Source organism: Paenibacillus sp., from assembly GCF_031177825.1.
Classification (GTDB): Bacteria; Bacillota; Bacilli; order Paenibacillales; family YIM-B00363; genus Paenibacillus_AE.
The window spans coordinates 1-21,192 of the sequence record NZ_JAPSKE010000018.1 but is presented as its reverse complement, the minus strand read 5'-3'; the positions used below and the strand labels follow the sequence as shown (position 1 = coordinate 21,192).

The 21,192-nt window shown below is 56.2% G+C and carries 15 protein-coding genes and 1 pseudogene; 1 reads left to right on the top strand and 15 read right to left on the bottom strand.

Annotation, left to right across the window (positions count from 1 at the left end; translation table 11 throughout):
- Nucleotides 1-25: 25 nt before the first annotated feature.
- The 9 genes from RIN49_RS19060 to ftsE form a co-directional block, all read right to left on the bottom strand.
- A complete protein-coding gene (locus tag RIN49_RS19060; protein WP_309121745.1) occupies nucleotides 26-6,313 on the bottom strand; it encodes a CARDB domain-containing protein in 6,288 nt (2,095 codons plus the stop codon).
- 8 nt (nucleotides 6,314-6,321) lie between these two features.
- On the bottom strand, nucleotides 6,322-7,488 hold the full coding sequence (locus RIN49_RS19055; RefSeq protein WP_309121744.1) for an S-layer homology domain-containing protein: 1,167 nt from the start codon (nucleotides 7,486-7,488) through the stop codon (nucleotides 6,322-6,324).
- Between the two features lie 264 nt (nucleotides 7,489-7,752).
- Nucleotides 7,753-8,163, bottom strand: coding sequence for a hypothetical protein (locus tag RIN49_RS19050; protein WP_309121743.1), 411 nt, complete (start codon nucleotides 8,161-8,163; stop codon nucleotides 7,753-7,755).
- A gap of 52 nt (nucleotides 8,164-8,215) precedes the next feature.
- A complete protein-coding gene (locus RIN49_RS19045) occupies nucleotides 8,216-8,686 on the bottom strand; it encodes a hypothetical protein (protein ID WP_309121742.1) in 471 nt (156 codons plus the stop codon).
- Between the two features lie 152 nt (nucleotides 8,687-8,838).
- Nucleotides 8,839-10,173: a PDZ domain-containing protein gene (locus RIN49_RS19040; RefSeq protein ID WP_309121741.1), complete on the bottom strand. Its 1,335-nt coding sequence runs from the start codon at nucleotides 10,171-10,173 to the stop codon at nucleotides 8,839-8,841.
- A gap of 103 nt (nucleotides 10,174-10,276) precedes the next feature.
- Complete coding sequence (locus RIN49_RS19035) at nucleotides 10,277-11,746, bottom strand: S41 family peptidase (protein ID WP_309121740.1); 1,470 nt, start codon at nucleotides 11,744-11,746, stop codon at nucleotides 10,277-10,279.
- A gap of 118 nt (nucleotides 11,747-11,864) precedes the next feature.
- Nucleotides 11,865-13,085, bottom strand: a complete 1,221-nt coding sequence (locus tag RIN49_RS19030; RefSeq protein WP_309121739.1) for a murein hydrolase activator EnvC family protein — start codon at nucleotides 13,083-13,085, stop codon at nucleotides 11,865-11,867.
- Nucleotides 13,086-13,104: 19 nt separating this feature from the next.
- Nucleotides 13,105-14,022: a permease-like cell division protein FtsX gene (gene ftsX, locus RIN49_RS19025; RefSeq protein ID WP_138195972.1), complete on the bottom strand. Its 918-nt coding sequence runs from the start codon at nucleotides 14,020-14,022 to the stop codon at nucleotides 13,105-13,107.
- The gene (ftsE, locus tag RIN49_RS19020; RefSeq protein ID WP_309121738.1) at nucleotides 14,012-14,698 is read right to left on the bottom strand and encodes a cell division ATP-binding protein FtsE; all 687 of its coding nucleotides are present in this window, start codon (nucleotides 14,696-14,698) and stop codon (nucleotides 14,012-14,014) included. The genes ftsX and ftsE overlap by 11 nt, the downstream gene beginning before the upstream one ends.
- Before the next feature lie 213 nt (nucleotides 14,699-14,911).
- Between ftsE and RIN49_RS19015 the strand changes: the two genes are divergently transcribed.
- The gene (locus RIN49_RS19015; protein WP_309121737.1) at nucleotides 14,912-16,453 is read left to right on the top strand and encodes a VanW family protein; all 1,542 of its coding nucleotides are present in this window, start codon (nucleotides 14,912-14,914) and stop codon (nucleotides 16,451-16,453) included.
- Nucleotides 16,454-16,653: 200 nt separating this feature from the next.
- On the opposite strand, the gene RIN49_RS19010 is transcribed toward RIN49_RS19015, so the two are convergent.
- From RIN49_RS19010 to RIN49_RS18985, 6 genes and pseudogenes are all read right to left on the bottom strand, one after another.
- Nucleotides 16,654-17,340 carry a DUF559 domain-containing protein gene (locus RIN49_RS19010; protein WP_309121736.1) on the bottom strand — a complete coding sequence of 229 codons (687 nt, stop codon included), beginning with the start codon at nucleotides 17,338-17,340 and terminating at the stop codon, nucleotides 16,654-16,656.
- 225 nt (nucleotides 17,341-17,565) lie between these two features.
- The gene (locus tag RIN49_RS19005; RefSeq protein ID WP_309121735.1) at nucleotides 17,566-18,063 is read right to left on the bottom strand and encodes a DUF4188 domain-containing protein; all 498 of its coding nucleotides are present in this window, start codon (nucleotides 18,061-18,063) and stop codon (nucleotides 17,566-17,568) included.
- A gap of 8 nt (nucleotides 18,064-18,071) precedes the next feature.
- A complete protein-coding gene (locus tag RIN49_RS19000; protein ID WP_309121734.1) occupies nucleotides 18,072-18,728 on the bottom strand; it encodes a TetR/AcrR family transcriptional regulator in 657 nt (218 codons plus the stop codon).
- Nucleotides 18,725-18,943 (bottom strand): 2TM domain-containing protein, encoded by a 219-nt coding sequence (locus RIN49_RS18995; protein ID WP_309121733.1) that lies wholly within the window; start codon nucleotides 18,941-18,943, stop codon nucleotides 18,725-18,727. The genes RIN49_RS19000 and RIN49_RS18995 overlap by 4 nt, the downstream gene beginning before the upstream one ends.
- A 115-nt stretch (nucleotides 18,944-19,058) precedes the next feature.
- Nucleotides 19,059-20,486 carry an argininosuccinate lyase gene (argH, locus tag RIN49_RS18990; RefSeq protein WP_309121732.1) on the bottom strand — a complete coding sequence of 476 codons (1,428 nt, stop codon included), beginning with the start codon at nucleotides 20,484-20,486 and terminating at the stop codon, nucleotides 19,059-19,061.
- A gap of 92 nt (nucleotides 20,487-20,578) precedes the next feature.
- Nucleotides 20,579-21,192 (bottom strand): annotated as a pseudogene (locus RIN49_RS18985) (argininosuccinate synthase domain-containing protein); the annotation flags it as partial.

The window sequence follows — 21,192 nt, the reverse complement described above, 5'->3', positions numbered from 1 at the left end:
TCTCCGACCCGGCACGGCTTTCGTATTACAGTCTCTGTTGATATACGATTGCGTCGAACATGCTGCCTACAATATTGAATGGTACATCGTCCGTCTCTATATGGCCGTTCGACCAAGTGACCGTAAACCGCATGACGTACGGCCCGTCGGTCAGCGTTGTGGCGTGATCCGACTCGACCATCGTCCCCGAGAAGTTGACGCGGTCCCCGCCGGTTAACTCTTTCGTATCCCCCGTCGCCGTCAGCTCCGCAACGACCGATACCGGTTTCGTCGTACTCGAGCCCGTATTCGTCACGGTCGCGCTCAACACGAACGCCTCTCCCGCCCAGAAATCCGTGATCGCCCGGGGGCGATCCGGGAATTTGGCGTTATGCGTCTGGCGATACGTCTCCCATTCCGCCGTATGCGACACTTGACCCGCGATCGTAAGGTCCTGAACCAAAATCGTCTTCGTTCGCTCGCCGAAGGCGCCGTGCGGGTCGGTCGCTCGGAGTCGGACCGTATAGATTCCCTGCATCGCGTCGGGCAACGTAATGTCGGTCGTAGTCCCGTTCACCGTCATTCCGTCAGGCCTCGTAATCGTCCATACATACGTGAGCGCATCTCCGTCGGGGTCCGTCGAAGTATTCACTAGATTCAGATCGTCTTTCTCGTAGACGGTCGCAGGCGTCCAGGTGAAGTCCGCGATCGGCGAGCGATTCACGAGGAGCCATCGAATTTCGGACCATGACGACCATTCGATGCCGTCGAACACCCTGACGCGGGTGCGGAGCTTCTCGCCGAGCGGCAAATCCGTATCGACCGACCAGCTGCCGTTCGTCGACGAGGTGTGCTGATACCATTGACCCGAATCCGCGCGCATAAGATTGTTCGCTTCGTTCGAGATCTCTACCTCGAAATACTCGAAAACGGTTCCCGGATCCGGGTCCGTTTGCGTCCATCGAACGATCGGTCTTGGCGTCGGCGACACCGTCGGGTTTGCTTGCGTTCCCGTCGGATACGTCAAACTCGCGACGGGCGCATGGTTGATGAAGATCCATGTCTGCGCGGACCACGCGGACCATTCCGTTCCGTCATGCACCCTGACGCGGACTCTAAGCTTTTGACCTGTCGGAAGGTCGCTTGTCGGTATCCAGCTTGCCGCCGTCGCCGTCGTGTTTTGCGCGAGCTCTCCGGAGTCAAGCACCATCAACGTGTTCGCCTCGTTCGTCACCTGAAGCTGGAACCGCGTAAATACTGTCCCCGGATCGGCGTCCGTTTGACTCCAACGCAGCGTCGGCCGTCTAGACGTCTCCATCGTAGGCGAAGCTTGTGTCCCGGCAGGGTACGTCATCGTTGCAACCGGCGGAGCGTTTGCAGGTATTAGGGTCACGTTTACGGATTGCTCGGCCCATTCGCTCCATACACCGTATTCATCGGCAACGGCCAATCGGGCGGTATACACGCCGGTTTCTCGCGGATGTGTCAATTTCTCATTGACGGTCACTCCGCTTGGCGCCGTGTAATTGTATTTCCGATTCAGTATGCCGCGAGTCGTGGCATAATCAATGCCGGTCGGTTCTGTCGAATAATTCGAAGGACTAAGCCACCGATCCGGATCATACGGCGTCTCGTTCCAGGAAATCGAGTGGTCCGCATTGGTGTGTAAGGTGAACTGCGCGATCGGACGGCGATGGACGATAATGTCTTGCTCGTCCGTATCCGATTCCATCCTGAACTCCTCGAATGCAGCATTCGGGTATTGATATCCGGGCGGCGCAGGGTCATCCGTAACCTCATAGGAAACTTTGTACTTACCGACTCTATCAAATGTCAGGATCGGTGAAGTTACCACCCTTCCGTTCAGAGAAGACAACCCCGAATATCCATCCCCTGCGTTCAAGAATTTGTTCGGTTCCGTGTGCATAAATGTCCACTTGGTTTTGTCATCGATTCTAGGATCGGATTCCGGATCGAGGTAGCTCGTCACATAATCGACCGTCGTATCGACAACGGCGGTGTTCATCGTAAGTCCTGCTGCACCTTCGTATTTCGCAACCGTGAAATTCTTAATAAGAACATGTTCTTTCTCGGAGTATGGACCGTACATGCCGGAAGCGAACTGGCTGTCCCTTACGTTAATGAGCGGAACGCCATCGACAGATGCCCGGAGTCGATCGCCGACCACTCGCAGCTTAAAGTTGTAATACTGTCGGTACTGCAAAGGGGAGTTCGCTTCACCCAAAATCGTTTTGATTCCATTAACGATTTTGGTGATTCGAACTTTCTCGCCCGTTACCTCAAGGCGGTACATATTCCGGTAATCTTGCATCCGAGCAGAAAGTCCGGCGGAAGCGATATTTGAAAACGCGTTGTAATGGAGCTTGATCTGTGCCGAAACTTCCCCGTCCCTTATTTGTTCATCGGACTTTTGGAATTGACCGAACTGATAACTATTCGCGCTCGCCGGAACGTCTGTTTCAACGATCCACCATATCATTGGAGTTGCATCATTATCGTCACGTACTGTGTAGAGTACAGCAACTTTTCCATCCCCGAAAAACTTAGGCTCGCTTACACCATATACAGGAGTAGCCCCGGTTCTAGGGATTGCCGTTATTTGTGTTCCGTTGAAATCATAAATATATAGCCCAGCATACGTCGCAAATGCAATGTTCCCATCAGACGTGATTGTTAAATTTACTGGACCATTTGGTATAGTAGCAACTTGGCTCATAGTGGAAACATCGTAAATGATCAGATTAGATGACTGATTATACACGATCCGATTCCCGGAAAATCCCAGTAAACCCGGCACACTTCCGAGGAGAGCGCCATCCGAAACCCGATATATTTCAAATGCTCTCTGATACGTACCGTAATTGTACCGATCAACAATCAAATTTTTCCCGTCTTCCGATATAAAACGTACAGGAGAATGCTGAGGGTGAGCACGGATTCCGCTGGTCCCACTTCGAGAAATAGTCCAGAGTACCGTGCCATCCGCCGATTTTTTCTGCACGTCACAAAGCTGCGTGCCATACGCATCAACACAGTTTGTAGCGTTAAAGGTGTTCCCGTCAGAGTCGCCGCCAAACATTGTGTTTAACCCGCCGTAGTACGAATCAGCCGTTATTGGTGCATTATTGAATGTCGGAAAACCCATAGAAGTAAAACCATACTTAGTCGGTGGATTCGTCCATACGTTGCTAGGTGGCGGGGGCGGAGCGTGTTCATAGGTCCTATCCACGTATAAGTTTACACTGGTTTCCTGTCTATAAATCGGTGTCGGTGTATATCCTCCGCTGACCCAACGTTGACTCTCGTAAGCTGCCCTTTTCAAATCCGAGATCCGGTATACTCGGGTGTACCATTTATAGCTCGAAGAACCAGTGTATCCATCTCTCCCGACCATCAAGAGCTTATCATTCTCGTTATCCACCGTAACCGTAAAATACTCTGTCGATGAGTTAAGACCAGCATCTATCGGCCAGTAATTGGTCGGATACAACGGGTTGCTATGAAAAAATACGCGACCTCTAGGACCAAGGAAAAGATCAGGATCGATAGAAGCACCGATAGCATAACAATTGTTATAGTACCAATCCGAGCAATACCATTCTACTTTCCTCTCCCTAACGTTGCTGCTCGTTGGCGAAACGTATTTCCCCATCAGATAGCTGCTCGTTGACAGCGCACCTTCTTGAATAAAAAAATCCTTCCGCTTGTTGGAGTTCTTAAAGTTTGACGCGTTCCAAGCTGGACTCAAGAGCTCAGCAGCACTAAAAGTTCTCGTTATAACGTTCGGCGGTGCGAAATCCGAGCCCTGAACATCAAAGTTCGCTTCAGGCGCTTGATTAACAACCCGGAAGAAAAATGCCTTTTCCGCCGATTTCTTCAGACCGAGTCCTTCTTTCGCGTAGATGACAATTTGACAATTCCCAACTTGATTCGGCGTGTATCCGAAACGTCCTGTTCCATCGGTAGTCACCGTAGTAAACGTCTCGTCTGCATAACTACCGTCATTATCTAAGTCACAGGCCATTCTGACGGTTTGCGTCTCGATCGGATCGCCGTCCGGACTATGCGTCCTGTCTCGGAACGAGATCGCGCTTCCGCGTATACCATAGCCGGGATTATCCATCTCTATGACCGGAGGTAAATCCGGTTGCACAGTCATTTCAGCAGTTGCAGGATACTTCGACCATAAACCAGTACTGTCCGCAACTTCAAGGGTAATGGGGTACTTGCCTGCAGATGGATAGATGTTTTGTACGCCTGTCCACCGGTATTGAGTAATCGTCCGACCGACTGGGCTATAACTATTTGCTCCGGAAATGGCCGGCGAATACGTCCGCCCTTCGACAACTCGATTCGGCAGCGTGATCACGGGAACTGGGTTCGGATCGACGATCGTCACGGTCGCTGAGCGCCACGTCACTGCCCCAAACTCATCGCGCATAGAACCCCACATCGTGTGCGAACCCTCTTGGATCATGACGACATTCCGCAAGTCGTCAAGCGTTTCCCCGTACGTCGTACGAAGCGACTTCAACCAATCATTACTTGCCCTGTCCCAATCCAGCATGTTCCAATAAATGTTGTCGCCATCCGGATCGTACGGCGTTGGTTCTTCGGGATCATCGACAAATATTAACTTCAACCGCTCGCCTTTAATTGCCTGTGTGATGGGAGTATTGCTGGTATCGTACGCATACGCCCATGCCAATCGGAACTCAGGCGGGTTGTTGGCGAAGTTGTTTACGATCAACGGTTTTGTTACCCAGTCAGTCGTTCCACAAGTTCCTGTCGCTTGGATGGAGATATTAACCGTTCCCGGTGCAATCTGTGAAGGATAGAAGCTTGGATATGTGTACGTAACCGTTCTGCTTATATTTGTATAATCGTCTGTCCGCGTTCCATTCGAACCGGATAACCGGATTTTATGCGATTGATAGGCGCAACCATTCGTGACCTGGATATTCGGAATCACTTGAAAGGATTCACGATAATCGATCGCATTTGGAACCACGTCAAGATCGGCTGTTATTCCGCCGATCGGTTCCGGGGACGTTGCTGTAAATGACTTAGTGATTGAATTGTTTGATTCGTTCCCCTCCGATATAACCCCAGTGGAATCTGCAGTACAAGTGAATGTTTTTGTACCAGCAGAGCTGAATGTAGCTGTGAAACTTACGACTGTTTGCGTACCAGATGCTAGAGAACTAATTGCTTGTGTTTTTAGGGTCGCTCCGGAATCGTCGTTTACCGTTACGGTAAATGACGCTTTTACATCCGTGCCTGCATTGGAGATCGTGCATGCGAATGGTGTCGCCGAACCGATCGAAATCGGGCCCGTATTTTTGAGATCTACAGCGACAAGATCCGGAACTGCAAGGGGCTTGTATGTTACTGAAACAGTGCCCCAATACGCATAGGTTTTCGCTTCCCAGATTGTGTCTGCGATCATGCGATAATTTCGAACCTGGGAGTAATTTGAACCTTCAGAATCTACAATGTATTCAGCTTCGTAATTTAACGCTAAAGCCAGTTTGATGCCTCCGTACCCAGCGTTACCTTCTCCAAACCATATTATTTGTAGATTTGGGGTGACTGGAACAGCATCAACTATCTTTGCATAACTTGGGCTTACATCAGCATTTTCAACCCGTGGCTTGCTGGAATTACCAACATCGGATTGAGAGAAGTAGTAATAGTCGTTTGGCTTAGGGATTTGCTTCGAGTAAGTCATTGCACGACCTGATCCATCTCTGAGCCATGCAGCCATCGGCTCCATGAAGGTACTTCCCGAATTTGTGACGTTGAGAGCGTTGGCCGGATAGAAGCCAGGGCAACTTGAGATACCTAAAGAGGAACCACAGGCATCACCTTCAAATTCATAGTTTTTATAGACGCCTGTGTCCGGATCATTCGCGCCAGTCCTCCAACGCTTACCATCGTTCGTCCGTGTCACCTTATGGCCAGGGTTAGTCTGCGAACGAGAGTAGACGGGCTGTTCTTCCCCCTCGAGAGTGGGGAGAATTATATTCCCACCTGAGACCTGCGCTCCGGTTCCACTATACGATTTTCCCGAAATGGTAGCAGTCCAACTTTCTACTTCTCTACCCGCTGCAATCGGAACTTTTATCCCCGACAAAGTGGAGGTGCTAAAATAATATTTGCCCCCCACCGCCGTTGATTTACCGAAGTTTAGATTAATTACATCTGCAGCATCGACGGTACTAGGAAATATCAGCATTTCCGACACAGTCGAAAAGATGAAAGATAACAACAGCAATAGCGCTGTCCATTTCTGATTTCGTCTTCCCATCATAAGCAAAATCACCATTCTTCGGCTGTCACATATTCAACATTCTGGAACATCATGTTGTATAGTGGGATGATTTTTGTTTTGGGGTCGGAATCAGCCAGCTTCTTATCTATCGCAAGGAAATACCAACCATCGGTTTTCCCTACAGTTTCGAGTCTGATTGCAGGGGACTCTTTGAAGGAAACCTTTAAGGATTCCTTTTTGATGGAGTGCAAATAGACTCGTGCATAATCCATCTCATTTTCAAATTTCCAGTCAAACGGCCACAAAGCTTTCTCTTTGGCTTTCGTGTTTTCGAGGTTCACATGCATTGCGATCAAGTATTTGTTATCCAACTTTGTTCCATCCGTCAGAACACCAATTGTCCGGAGCTCGGGAAAGTTGTTGTAATACGGAGAGTTTTTGTCTGTCATGTCCGTAACAAGGATTTGATCGATAGTCACTTTAAAATCAGGAAGATTAGTCCTCAGCTCAAGTGGCAGCTTTTTTGTGCGTGCGCCCCACATTGTTTCAAAGTTAGTGCCCCGCAAAGCGACTTCAGCATAGCTGGTGGCGACCTTATCGAAAGGCAAGGTTTCACCCGCCAGAATGGACAGGATTCGTTGTATTACTACAACGGATTGGGCACGGGTCGTAAGACCATCGACCGCAAGTTCCCCGTTCGACATCCCTCGGATAATCCCCCTCTTCGTCGCGTTGTACATAAAGGACTTGTCATCCATAAGCGCACTTGGATCTTTGAACTCAGGTTTAATAGCTCTGACGGCAATTCGCGACATTTCCAAGCGCGTCATCGGTTTATTTAAATTCCCGTCCACGAAATCTTTTTCTCGGTGAATGTTTGCCGCTATAGCGGCATCGACGTAAGGTTCAAACCATGGAGCGCCAGACTTTACCGTCCCCTTTTCCAAACCCAGGGCATCAACCACCATCTTGATGTACTCCGCTCTCGTGACGTTATTGTCCGGTTTGAATGTGCCGTCAGGGTACCCTTTCACGTAACCCTGTTTCAAGGCACCTTGAATATCGCTTGCCGCCCACTCTGGAATGGAGTCCTTAAACCCCGAAGAACCGGCAGCGTTGGCGGACGGTTCCGCAGCCGCCGTTCCCGACGCCGGGAACAGAATTCCAACAAGCGCCAAGCTTAACATCGCAGCAGTAAACATTTTCTTCATCATCGATCTCCCCCGTTCGAATCCCCACTCGAAAATCAACAAAAAAAGGACCGCAAACAAGGGGTTCTCCCCTGTAAGCACGGTCCTTCCGGCTTTTATGTCGTTGGGTATTGTTTCCTCTTATTATATAAAGCGATGCGCTCGTTGACAATCCTCCGAATCAAAAAATCCAGTTAAACCAGAACACGACGCTTGGAACATGGGGGTAGTTTGAGCTTCTTCCTAAAAAACAGGCCGCTTCGACGTAACGAGTACGGCCTGAACCTCTTATGAATCATGCGTCTTCCGAATGTCTCGAATCGAAGCCTCGTGATCGATCGACTTAATCGACAGTAACTCTAGGATCCGCTCATGCCGTGTTTGTGTCTCTTTCATTTCGGCGATGTCGCCTTTCATTTCGGCAACGTCTGCCTTGAGTACGGCAACGTCCGCCTTAAGTACGTCAACATCCGCCTTAAGCACGGCAACGTCCGCCTTAAGCACGGCAACGTCCGCCTTAAGCACGGCAACATCCGACTTTAATACATCAACATCGGCTTTCAACACGGCAACATCCGACTTCAACACTTCAATATCCGTTTTCATCACTTTCATGTCGCCCTTGATGCTTTGAATGTCCGCGCCCATTTCGTCCAGTCTTCCCAAGATCGCGGTCAGGAGCTGCTTCGTCTCGTCCATAACCGACACCCCCCGAATCTCGTAACGATATTATACCACAACCCCACCGTCGCTACATGGCCCATTCCCGCTCCGCTTCCCAACGGTTGCTTAAGCTTATGGCGCAAACCACGCGTTCGCTGACGTATTTCCGGGCGTAATCGAGTTCGATGTCCGTGATCCGTACGGTCATGTAACCAAGCGAATCTAACGCCTCGCTTTGTTCCGAAAACAACTCATATTCCTCTAAAGAAAGGTTCAGCCTGGCAGCGTAGTGATTCAACACTTCGAAGACGATCGGCTTTCGGTCTCTGCGAAGATACGAGAAATACTGCACATAGCCGACCTCTCGCCGCCCATCCAATGGGCAACCGCATTGCAAATACCGAAAATCATAGTCGAACATCGGACCCCAGACCGATTCCAAGAAGTTATCTGCCGCGTAAGACAAGCCGTCGCTCCACCCCTTACCTTCCAGCGCGCTCCGACACTTCTTCAAGTACGCATCCAGCTTCTTCGCCTTCCCCGCATCCAACCGCACCATCCCAACCATTCCTCCCTCGCGAACACGCAAAAAAGCCCCGACAGCCGGTTCCGGCCGTCGAGGCATGCTTTGCCATCGCACTTAGTGTTTTAATTAATTACCAATATATCACAGCGTTGCGGATTCAGACAAGCCCCAAAACGCGAGCAATCTTATAACCGCAGCGTCGTCTCCGACGACGGCGCAGGCAGCGCCAACCTCTCGCCGCCGCCGTTCCCGGCCATCCCGCCGGAAGACGAGCGCCGCGACTTCAGGAAGGAAAACAGCCCGCCCTCCTCGAATTCTACGACGTACAGCGCATGCTCGTCCGGGCACAGGACGATCCCGAGTTGGTGATGCTCGTTGGCGTATACCGCTCGCTGCAGGAATCGGCTCTCCCCGGCATGGTTCAGCACCTCGAGCTTCATGAACGCGGCGTTCATCCGCATAGCCGCATGCAGCTCGGCTCGGTCGCGAACCGGGATGCCGTTCACCTTGCGAAGCACGTGGCCCGGTTCGATGCCGAGCTCCGCCGCCGGCGAACCCGGGACGACCGCCAGCACCTTCAGCCCGCGCGCGTCATGAACGAAATACGGGCTGGCGAGCGCCTCGCCCCGTCGATCGAGCGCGACGATCAACTCATGCAGCGCGAAGCACAGAAGCGCCGCGGCCACCGCCGCCCACCACGTCGGTACGAAGTACACGACAATGCCGAGCGCCGTTACCGCAAGCCCGTATCCCCCGAGCCGGAAGGCGCTCACGCGCGCCTTGTTCTGCGGCAGCCGCGTAAGCGACAGCGAGTGGAATCCGACCAGCACCGGGAACGCGAGCGCCCCCCAACCGGCCGAACCCAAGTCGCCGCCGAACAACGTCGGCCAAGGCAGCGCGCCCTCGATGCCCGCGCCGGCGGCCATCGGCGTCAGCAGCAGCAGCGGCACCGGCCAGAAGCCTTGCAGCTGATAGCCGCCGACCGTCTTGCCGCGCTTGCCTTCGAAGAAGAGCGGCGTCGCCAGGCGGCCGGCCATCTTGTACACGAGCGCCGCCTCGGCCAGATGGAGCACGCCGACGAGCGCCAGCACGGACGGCAGATGTACGGATTGCACCTCGAACACGAGCGTCGCGGCGGTTGGAGGCAGCGTCGCGGCGTCGATCCAGCCGACGGCCGCCTGCAGCAAGCCGAGCACGCCGGCCGCATAAGCGAAGCAGAAGTATCTCACCCTCGCGAAGGACAGCAGCACCGCCAGCACCCACAACAAGAGCAAGGCGGGGATGGAGAGCTTTGCGCCTAGGAACAAGAAGACGACGGATACGCTTGCCCCGACCGCAGCGCCCCATAACAGCATCCTCCACCACTCGCTCCACCAAGAGTGCAGCTTCACGGAGAACAGTTTTCTTTCAATAACGGTCTGCTTCCTCGCGTGCAACGCGATAAACAGCAGCGCCAAATAATAAAACGGCGACGTCCACAGTGTTCCGAACGCCCGCAGCCATTCATTCAACACTTCCATGGATTCGTTTCTCCTACTTGATCAGGCATGATGAAAATAGAAAAAAGGAAGGCCGACTTCGACCTTCCCATTCCTTTTCGACAATTTCGCCCGGTTCTCCTGCCTACTTCTTTAACATCTTCTGGATTTGTACCAACGCCGCATGCATCTGCGCGTCGTTCGCCGGGTCCAAGTAACGCTGGATGACCCGCTCTTCCAGCTTCAGCGCCGTCGCTTCGTCGACGGTCCCGTTTTCCGGAAGATCGTTGTCCTTCTGGAACGCGACCACCGCCGCCTTCGTCGACTCGCTGAAATACCCGTCCGTCCGCCCCGGCGAGAAGCCGAGTCCGTCCAAAATCAACTGCACGTTCTTCACTTCGTCGCCGGCCATGTCGAACGTCAATTCCTTATCCTTCGGAATGGCGACCGCCTCGAACAGCTTCGGCTGCTCGACGACGATGTCCGGCTTGACGCCCGTCTCGTGAATCGTGTCGCCGTCCGGCGTCAGCCACTTCGCGATCGTCAGCTTTACGCCGCTGCCGTCGTTCAGCTTCACGGTGCTTTGCACGAGACCTTTGCCGAACGTCGTCTGGCCGACGAGCTTGCCGCCCGCGGACTCTTGAATGGCGGCGCCGAGAATTTCCGATGCGCTCGCGGACCCTTCGTTGATGAGGACGACGATCGGATACTTCTTCCCTTTGCCCTTCGACGTCGTCTTCTCGCGCTTCCCGTCGCGGTATTCGAGGTGCATAATCGTCTTGCCTTCCGGCACGAACGCTTCGGCGATCGACTGCACCGCCTGCACGACGCCGCCCGGATTGTTGCGCACGTCGATGACGAGACCCTTCATCCCTTGATCCTCGAGCTTCTTCAGCTCCTCCGCGAACCGCTCGCCCGTGTTCACCGCGAACTGGCGAATGCCGATCAGCCCGATGCCGTCTTCCAGCATGGAACCTTCCACCGTCTCCAGACTGATATCGTCGCGGACGACGATGATATCCATGACCGACGCGGAGTCTTTCCGCTGAATTTGCAGCTTCGCCTGCGTGCCCTTCGGACCGCGGATTTTCTCGACCGCCTTCGTCAGGTCCAGCCCTTGCAGCGACTCGCCGTTCACGGACAGAATGACGTCTCCCGCCATCAGCCCCGCGCGCTCCGCGGGAGAATTCTTGATCGGCGATACGACGACGATTTTCCCGTCCTGCAGCGCTACCTCGGCGCCGATGCCCGTGAACGTGGAGTTGATGTGCTCGGAAAAGGAAGCGACCTCCTCGGCATTCAAATACTCCGAGTAAGGATCTTCCAGCGCCTGCACCAAGCCGTCCAAAGCGCCCTCCGTCAATACGTCGCGGTCGACCGCCTCGACGTACCGCTGCTCGAGCAGCTTATATACGGCCGACAGCTTCGACAACTCGTCTTCGCTGAGGCCCCCTTCCCGCTCCTCCGGGCTGCCCTCCTCGGACACCGTTATCGCCTGCGACAAGCTGGCGACGACCCTGTGATCCAACGGTCCCGCGACCGTAAGCGTAACAATGCTGCTGGCGAATACCGCCAGCAGCACGAACGCAAGCACCGTACGGCCTTTGAACATCATGCGTTCACACCACCTTTTTCTAACGGACGCATGCGATTTGCCGCCGCCCATATACTCCAAATAGTATATGCAGGGCCTGTACCTGTTATTTACGAATTTATGAGTGCAAAGAAAAGGATTATCTCAAATACGGATCCGGATCGACGGCGACGTTGTCAACGTAGACGCCGAAGTGGAGGTGATTTCCCGTCGAGCTGCCCGTGGAACCGACTTCCGCGATCTTCTGGCCGGCGTCGACCGTGTCCCCGACTTTCACCTTGATGCCGCCGTTGCGGATATGGCCGTACAACGTACGGAACCCGTCTTTGTGCTCGATGATGATACAATTGCCGTAGCCGCCGTACCATTGCGCCAGCACGACCTCGCCCGACGCGGCCGCGACGATCGTCGTGCCGCCCGGCGCGCCGATATCCATGCCGGTGTGCGTATGCTTCTTGCCCGTAATCGGATGAATCCGCGTCGCGAACGGGGACGTGACCCGCTGGCTGTCCGGCACCGGCCACGTCAGCTGACCGCCCGTATATTTCACGACTTTCTTTTGCTGGGCTTTCTTTTGTGCGCTTTGCAGTTCCTTCTGTTTCTTCACGAGCTTCGCTTGCTCGTCCGCGTACGCCATCAATTCCTTCTCTTGATCTTCGGTCATCTCGAGAAGCTCATGCTCTTCTTCCTGCAAGGACGCGATGGCGACTTCTTTCTTTTCCTTCTTCGCCAGCAGCTCGGCCTTGAGGGACTCCGTCTCCGCGAAAAGCTGCTCTACGTATTCCAGCTGGTTTTCGACTTCGGCCTTCTTCCGCTCGACGGTTTGCTTGTCCTGGATGTTCAGCTCGAGAATTTCCTTGTCTTGCGACACGATCGACTGTAGGGCATCGATCCGGTCTAGAAAGTCTACAAAGCTTGTGGAGCTAAGCAACACGTCCAGGTAACTTACGACTCCGTTCATGTACAGCAGACGAAGCCTCGACTTCAGCAATCCGTCGCGCGTCACGACGCGCTCCTCGGCCTTGACGAGCTCTTCGACGGTCATATTCAGGCTTTCTTCGACCTCGTACATCTGCTCGTTGATCGAGTCGATCTTCTTGCTCGTGACGGCGATCTCGTTCTCGAGGCGGGCGAGCTCCGACTTCCCGGCTTCTTGGAACCCGCGGATGCGTTCGATTTCCTTCTCCGCCTGCTTCTGCGACGCTTCCGCCGCTTTCATCTGCTCTTTCAGCTTCTTCAACTGGGCGTTTACTTTATCTAGTTCGGAGCTTGCTGCCACGCCGACCTGCGGATACGCGCCGACCGAGGCGACCGCCAAGCTGACGGCCAACATCGTCGGTAACAGGAACCGTTTCAACATCGACTTCCTCCCTCGTGCGTTACACTTTCAAGAATTTACGTACCGACAGCGTGCTTCCCCACACGCCGATCACAAAGCCTAATCCGATTAATAAGCCGAACGTCACTTGCGCCACTTCGCCGAGCGGCAGAAGCGCGATCTGGAGCAAGCCGAGCTCCATCTCCGTGGAAGCGACGAGCTGGCCGTATCCGACGAAAATGATGACCGCCGGGATGACCGATCCGACCACGCCGAGCAGCGCGCCTTCGATGAAGAACGGCCAGCGAATGAACCCGTTCGTCGCGCCGACGAGCTTCATGATGGCGATCTCGCGGCGGCGGGCGACGATCGTGATCTTAATGGTGTTGGAGATGAGGAACATCGACATGAGCGCGAGACCTGCGACGAGCACCAAACCGACGTTGCGCACGATGTCGGTCACCTGGAACAGCGTCCGGACCGTGTCGGCCCCGTAGTTCAGCTCCCAGATCGGCGCCGGATCCTTGCCCGCGTTCAGCGCCAGGATGCGCTGCGCCACCAGATCGATCGTCCGAGGCTCGTACACCTCTACCGTGAACGAATCGGGCAGCGGATTGTTGTCGCCCTCTTGGCCTTCGAGCAGCTCTCGGCCTTCTTCGCCGAGACGTTCCTTCAGGAACTCCAGCCCGTCCTCCTTGGAAACGAACTCGATCCGCTTCACGCCTTCGATTTTGCCGATCGCGTTTTGGATCTCCGGCACCCGGCCGCGGTCGACGCTGACGTCGAGGTAGACGCGGATTTCGACCTCGTTTTCGATATCCTCCGTAAGCTTGTTGATGTTCATGGCGAGAACCATAAACACGCCTAGTATGAAAAGAGATATGGCAATGGCGCTGATGGACGCGAACGACATCCACCCGTTGCGCCAGATGCTTCGGAAGCCTTCGCGGAAGTGCCGGCGGATGGTGCTAATCCTCATAGCCGTACTCCCCTCTTTGCTCGTCGCGCGCGATGAGTCCGTTCTCGATCGCGATGACGCGCTTGCGCATCGTGTTGACGATGTCCTTGTTGTGCGTCGCCATGATGATCGTCGCGCCGCGGAAGTTAATCTCCTCGAGCAGCTTCATGATGCCCCATGACGTCTCGGGGTCGAGGTTGCCGGTCGGCTCGTCCGCCACGATGACGGTCGGATTGTTCACGATCGCGCGCGCGATCGCCACGCGCTGCTGCTCGCCGCCCGACAGCTGATTCGGATACGCATTGCCCTTATCCTTCAGCTTGACGAGCTCGAGCACCTCTTGCGTCCGCTTCTTAATGACGCGGGACGGCGCTTCGATGACCTCCATCGCGAAGGCGATGTTTTCGTACGCGGTCATCTTGGGCAAGAGTTTGAAGTCCTGGAAAATGACGCCGATGTTGCGCCGTACGAACGGGATTTTGCGCTGTTTTAACTTCTCCAAGTTAAATCCGTTCACGAAGATCGTGCCCTTCGTCGGCCGCTCTTCGCGGTAGATCAATTTCATAAACGTAGATTTGCCGGCGCCCGACGGCCCGACGATATATACGAATTCATTCCGTTCGACGCGAACGGACACGCCACGAAGCGCCTGCCCGCCGTCCGGATACGTCTTATAGATATCCTGCATCTCGATCAAGAAGGATCACTCCTGTATGCGCATAGGTAAGTATTTCGACAAGAATAGGGAAATTCCTCTAGGGAAATTGGCATTTCAACATTATGTAACATTATATCACTCGATTCGGGCGAAAAAGGGTGAATCTTCTTGGAAATTCGCAGGAAGAAATACCCGGCGCCCCTCATATACATGTAGGTATAATTCAATTTACTTGTACGAGGTGTGCCATATATGAAACCATGGGTCCTCCGCACGATGGTCGTCGGCGTCGGCATCGGCCTCGCGCTGACCGCGGGAACCGCGTTATACGGATTGCAGCGAACGCTGCCGTCGGGCATGACCTTGTCCGGATGGAGCGTCGGCGGATTGGAGCGCGGCGCGTTCCGCGCCGGTTTGGAAGAGCGAGTCGCATCGATCGCGGGCAAGGACGTCTCGATGACGGCCAAGCTGCCGCAAGGGGGCGGCGCGGTTGCGCGGTCGGTCAAGCTCGGGGAGCTTGGGCTTCGCACGAACGCGGCGGCGATCGCGGCCGAAGCGGAGCTGCTATTCGAGGGGCCGTTCTGGGAACGGGCGATGCTGCGGTGGCAGTGGCGCGGGCGGGAGCTGACGCTGGAGCTCGGGTTCGAGGAGGGCGCGTTGGCCTCAGCCGCGAAGAAGCGTTGGCCGGAGCTGTATGCGGCGCAGCCGGTCGACGCGAAGCGTACGATCGTGGCCGGCGATCGGATCGTCTACACGCCGGAAGTGTCGGCGCCGCGAATCGACGAAGCGAAGCTGCTGGCGGCGGCGCTTGCGGCATTGGGCGGCGAGTCGACCGGGGAAGCGGCTTCGCCGGGCTCGGGCCCGGGCTCGAGCGGCATGCTGCCGTTCCCCGAGGCGTTGAAGCCTGACGGTCGGCTGCTGTCCGCAGAGCCGCTGGGGTTCCCGATGCCCGTCGTGCAGCTGCAGCCGAAGGTGACCGTCGCGTCGCTGAAGGCGCAGGGCATCGAACGCGTCATCGCGTCGTACACGACCTCGTTCGCGACGTCGAAGGCCGGACGCAAATACAACGTGTCCAAGACGGCCGCCGTCGTCCACGACCGGCTCATGGCGCCGGGCGACGTATTCGATTACGCGAAGATTATTAAGGAAACCGAGGAGAAATTCGGCTTTCGGGAGGCTCCCGTCATCCTGAACGGCAAGATGGTGCCCGGCATCGGCGGCGGCATCTGCCAGGTGTCGACGACGCTCTATAACGCCGTGCTCCGCGCCGGCCTCGAGATCGTCGAGCGGCGCAACCATTCGCTGCCGGTGAGCTACGCGCCGCTCGGGCAGGACGCTACGTTCGCCAGCGGGTACATCAACTTCAAGTTTCGCAACTCGACCGACAAATATATTCTGATCCGCACGAGCTCGGAGGGCGGTCGATTGACGGTGAAGCTGTTCGGCTCCTTGGACGCCGGCGTCACGTACGAAATTAAGTCGGTGACGCTGCAGGAGATCGATCCGCCGACGAAATACGTGAAGAACGCCTCATTGCCCAAGGGCTCCGTCAAGCTGCTGCAGCGCGGCAAACCGGGCTACGTCGTGGAGACGTATCGATATAAGAAGATGAACGGCAAGATCGTCGACAAGGAGCGCATCTCGAAGGATACCTATAAAGCGCAGCCGTCCTTGTACGCCTCCAACGCGGGCGGGACTTCCTCGGACGACCGTAAGCACGATTCCAAGAGCGAGCATATCGTCGAGGACGGCGTGTTCGCCCCGGTATTCGACGAGCCCGCGGAGGGGATGTAGCGATCCGGCTCGAATAGGGAACACGAATGTTCTCTATTTTCGCTGGAAACCTTACAAACGGCCGAATAGGGAACACTGGTTTTCCCTATTTGCCCCCATTTCCCCGGTTTATCCGCTCCCCGGTGGAAATAGGGAACATTCCTGCTCCCTATTCTGCCTGTTTCCCCCTCTTCGCCTGAAATAGGGAACATCGCTGTTCCCTATTTCTCCATGCCTCGAAACAGCCGCTCGTGTTCGGAACGCAACGCGTACGCTCTGGCCCGAGACGAACCGCTTGCCACGCGAAACACGCCTTTCGCCGTCAGCTCCCGCAGCCTTCGACGAGCCGTATGCACGCAGATGTCGAAGCTCTCGCTCACCTCGCCCGGCGTGATCGGACGCTGTCGCCCGACCGCCAGACGAATGATGGCTTTCTCCCGCTCCGTCAACGCGAGGCGATCCTCATTCCCGATATCGCTCCACTTTCCGATCAGCAGCGTTAGGATTTGACGGCATAGCTGGGGACGTTCGTTGACCGTGTCATAACTGAACCGTATCACCTTCCAACCTTCCGCTTGCAAGAACGCCGCCCGCACATGATCGTCCTCGAACTTCCGCCGATCGGCATGCTTGGCATGGGGACCGATCCCCTCGATCTCGATCGCGATGCGCAGCGGCGGCAGCATATAGGCAAAATCCAAATACCGAAACCCTTGGCGAAAATCCGGCACCTCCCACTCCGCATGCAGCCGGTCGAAGTTGCCGAACATCGGCCACCAAACGTTGCGCAAAAACAGCTCTTCCGCATGTCTCTTCGTCTCCGTCAGCCTGCGGCGCCGCTCCCCGGCGCTTTCCTCGACCTGCCGTTTCGCGTAACCCGCCAGCTCTTGATCGAACCTGTCCGCCATCTTACATCCCCCTTTACACATGAAAAAAACGCCGCCCGCCCCAATGGGGTCGGACGGCGTGTGCTTCACGCTGATAACGTACTTCCGCTTCCGCTTCCGCTTCCGCTTCCGCTTCCGCTTCTGCTTCTGCTTCTGCTTCTGCTTCTGCTTCTGCTTCTGCTTCTGCTTCTGCTTCTGCTTCTGCTTCTGCTTCTGCTTCTGCTCTTCATTGTAGCTCGCCCCGGCTCACTCCGCAACGGCAGGCTCGTTGTCCCCCCCGAGACGTCGGCGCGCGGTTTCGCGGCGGCCCGTCGCCGGCACCAAGCCGGACGCCCGGCCGAGGCCGAACTTCGGCGTATTGACGTACACCGATTCGTATTTCCCTGCATCCACCATGTACGTCTCGTGGAAGACGCCCACGTGCTTCGAGCCTGCAGCCGCTTTTCGATTATAATCCTTCCAAGCCTTCAGATGCTTCGCCCCGTGACGAGCGTAGTTTTCCAAGTCCTCGTAGGACCGCCAGTACTGTATCGTCACCGGACCTCTCGGCGAGAGCAGGAACTGCGCATCCAAGAAGCCGAGCTCCTTATTGCGATACAGCTCCGAAATCATCGGCCCCATCGCCATCGCGACCGGCCACCACCGATGAATCGCCCACCAGCTGTTCACCTGCATCCCGATGACGAACACGACCAATTCGCCCTCATGCGCCGCCGTATGTCTTCCCGCCTGCACGTTCGCCATAGTCGACCTCACTCCTTCGCCCGAAATACCATCGCCAGATGAAGCTCGTACGTCTCCATGATGTCCTGCCGGCACATATGCGCCGTTAAGTAGCCGCCGTAGAACACGGTCGTCAGCCACTGACCGAGCACCGCGGAAGGCTCCCCGCGCGTGCAATCGCCGTCGGCCTTCGCTTCGTCGATCGTCCGTCGGAACAGAGCGAACAGGTCGACCGGGGTCGACCGCGCCCGGTCTTCCCGCCCCGGGAATAACAAATGCAGCTCGGCATCGGACAACGCCGGCATGCACGGGTGCATCTGAGATTCCGACAAAAAGCCGATCAAGCTGAGCATGAGCCCCGGCCGCGTGCGCGCCCCTTCCGCCACGCTCCCGAGCACGTGCCGGATCGCCCCCGCCCCGCGCAGGCGCCGCTCCTCGATCTCTAACAACCGTTCGAGAAGCCACACGTACATAAAATACACCAACACGTCTTCCTTCTGCGGGAAAAACTTAAAGAAGGTCACCTTCGATACTTCCGCCTTCGCGCAAATGTCCTCCAGCTTCACCGCCCGGAACGACGCCCCCCCGATCAGATCGAGGCTCGCCTCGTACAAGGCGATTTTCGCGCGAGCCTTCTTGATCTCACGCAACGGCAACGGCAGCGGCATCCGCTCCCCGGCGCTCATCGAACATCCTTCGGCGCGAAGACGACCTTCGCACCATGGGACACCAGTCCGATCCCCCACCCGAACAGCGGATACACGAACCAGATGTCTCCTGGCGTCGTCACTACGTTATAGACGGCTAGCCCCGTGTTGACCATGCCGAAAATCAAGGCATGCTTGTAAAACTCGTTTTCCATTCGAGCTCTGCTGCTGCGACGTTCCCCATACGAGTGCATCGTCCACCACCCTCCTCCGCGAAAAACTATACTGTTATATTTATATTAACTAAGGTAAACTTTTAAGTCAAGAAAAAGACCTCGCCGCAGCGAGGCCCCTCCACTCTCCAAACCGTTACTCTTTCGCCAAGCCCGACAACCGCGCATATTCCGCCGTCCACGCTTGCGTCGCGGCCAAAGACGCTTCCGCGCGCGCGATCGCCTCGCGCACCTGCGGGAACGCCGTGCCGCCGTACACGGCGCGCGCGTTCACCACGTGCTCCGGTTGAAGCACGTCGTAGATGTCGCCCTCGAACTCGGGGGCAAATCCCTTATATTCCTCCAGCGACAGCTCGAGCAGCACGATGCCGCGTTCGATGCAATGCAGCACGAGCTTGCCGATGATTTCATGCGCCTGGCGGAACGGGATACCTTTGTTCACCAGGTAATCCGCGATGTCCGTCGCATTCGAGAAGTCCCGATCGACCGCGCCCCGCATCCGGTCCGCGCGCACCTGCATGGTCGCGATCATCGGCGCCATGAGCCGCAGCGCGCCGCCGACATGCTTCACCGTGTCGAACATGCCTTCCTTGTCTTCCTGCATGTCCTTGTTATACGCGAGCGGCAGCGACTTCAGCACGGTGAGCAAGCCCACCAGATTGCCGTAGACGCGGCCCGTCTTGCCGCGGACGAGCTCCGCGACGTCCGGATTTTTCTTCTGCGGCATAATCGAGCTGCCCGTGCAGAACGCGTCATCCAATTCCACAAACCCGAACTCCGTGCTCGACCACAAAACAAGCTCCTCGCACAGCCGCGACATATGCGTCATGAGCAGCGAAGCCGCCGACAAGAACTCGACGATGAAGTCTCGATCGCTGACGGCATCCAACGAGTTATCGTACACTCGCGAGAACCCGAGCTGCTCCGCGACGTAATGACGATCGATCGGGAACGTCGTCCCGGCCAAAGCGCCCGCGCCGAGCGGCAGCATGTCCACGCGCTTGTACGAATCCATCAACCGCTCCGCGTCGCGGCCGAACATCGCGACATAGGCCAGCAGATGATGGCCGAACGAAATCGGCTGCGCCCGCTGCAGATGCGTGTAGCCCGGCAGAATCGTCTCCACGTTCGCCTTCGCCTGCGCGATCAAAGCTTCCTGCAGCGCGCCGAGCAGCTCGACGAACTCGACGACCCGCTTGCGCAAATACAGGTGCATGTCCGTCGCGACCTGGTCGTTCCGGCTGCGTCCCGTATGCAGCTTGCCCCCGACCGGACCGATATCGGCGATAAGCAGCTTCTCCACGGTCATATGGATGTCTTCTTCCGACGCCTTGAACTCGACTTCGCCGCGGCGCAGCTTCTCCAGCACCCGCCCGAGTCCGCCGACGATCGTCGCTACGTCCTCCGCCGGCAGAATGCCCTGCTTCCCCAGCATCGCCACGTGCGCGATACTGCCTTGAATGTCTTCCTCGTACAGCTCTTTATCGAAAAAGACCGACGCCGTATACTCCTCCACCAACGCGTCCGTCGCTTTCGTAAAGCGGCCGCCCCACAGCTTCGACATGTCGCTCGTTCCTCCTCTTCGCATGAACAATGGAAAGGAGCCGCCGACGCACCCGTCGGTCGACTCCGTTTTCGCAAATCGAATCTATCCGGTTATACGCCTTCCGCCCCGTGCACGCCGCTCGACACCTTGAGCCGCAGCGCGTTCAGCCGAATGAAGCCCGTCGCGTCGCCTTGGTTGTACGCCTGCGTCGGGTCCGCCTCCATCGTCGCGATGTTCGGGTTGTACAGCGTTACGTCGCTCTTCACGCCGGCCGCCATAATGTTGCCCTTGTAGAGCTTCAGGCGAACCGTACCTTCCACGTGCTTCTGGCTTTCGGCCACGAGCGCTTGGATCGCCAGACGCTCCGGCGCGAACCAGAATCCGTTATACACGAGCTGCGCGTACTTCGGAATGAGCCCGTCGCGCAGCAGCATGACTTCGCGGTCCATCGTGATCGACTCCATGATGCGGTGCGCCTTGAACAGGATCGAGCCGCCCGGCGTCTCGTACACGCCGCGGCTCTTCATGCCGACGAACCGGTTTTCCACCATGTCCACGCGGCCGACGCCGTGCTCTCCACCGATCTCGTTGAGCGTATCCATCACTTCGAGCGGGGACAGCTCCGTGCCGTTGATCGCCACGCAGCAGCCGTTCTTGAACGTCAGCTCGATGTACTCGGCTTCGTCCGGCGCCAGCTCCGGATCGACGCTCATGACGTACATGT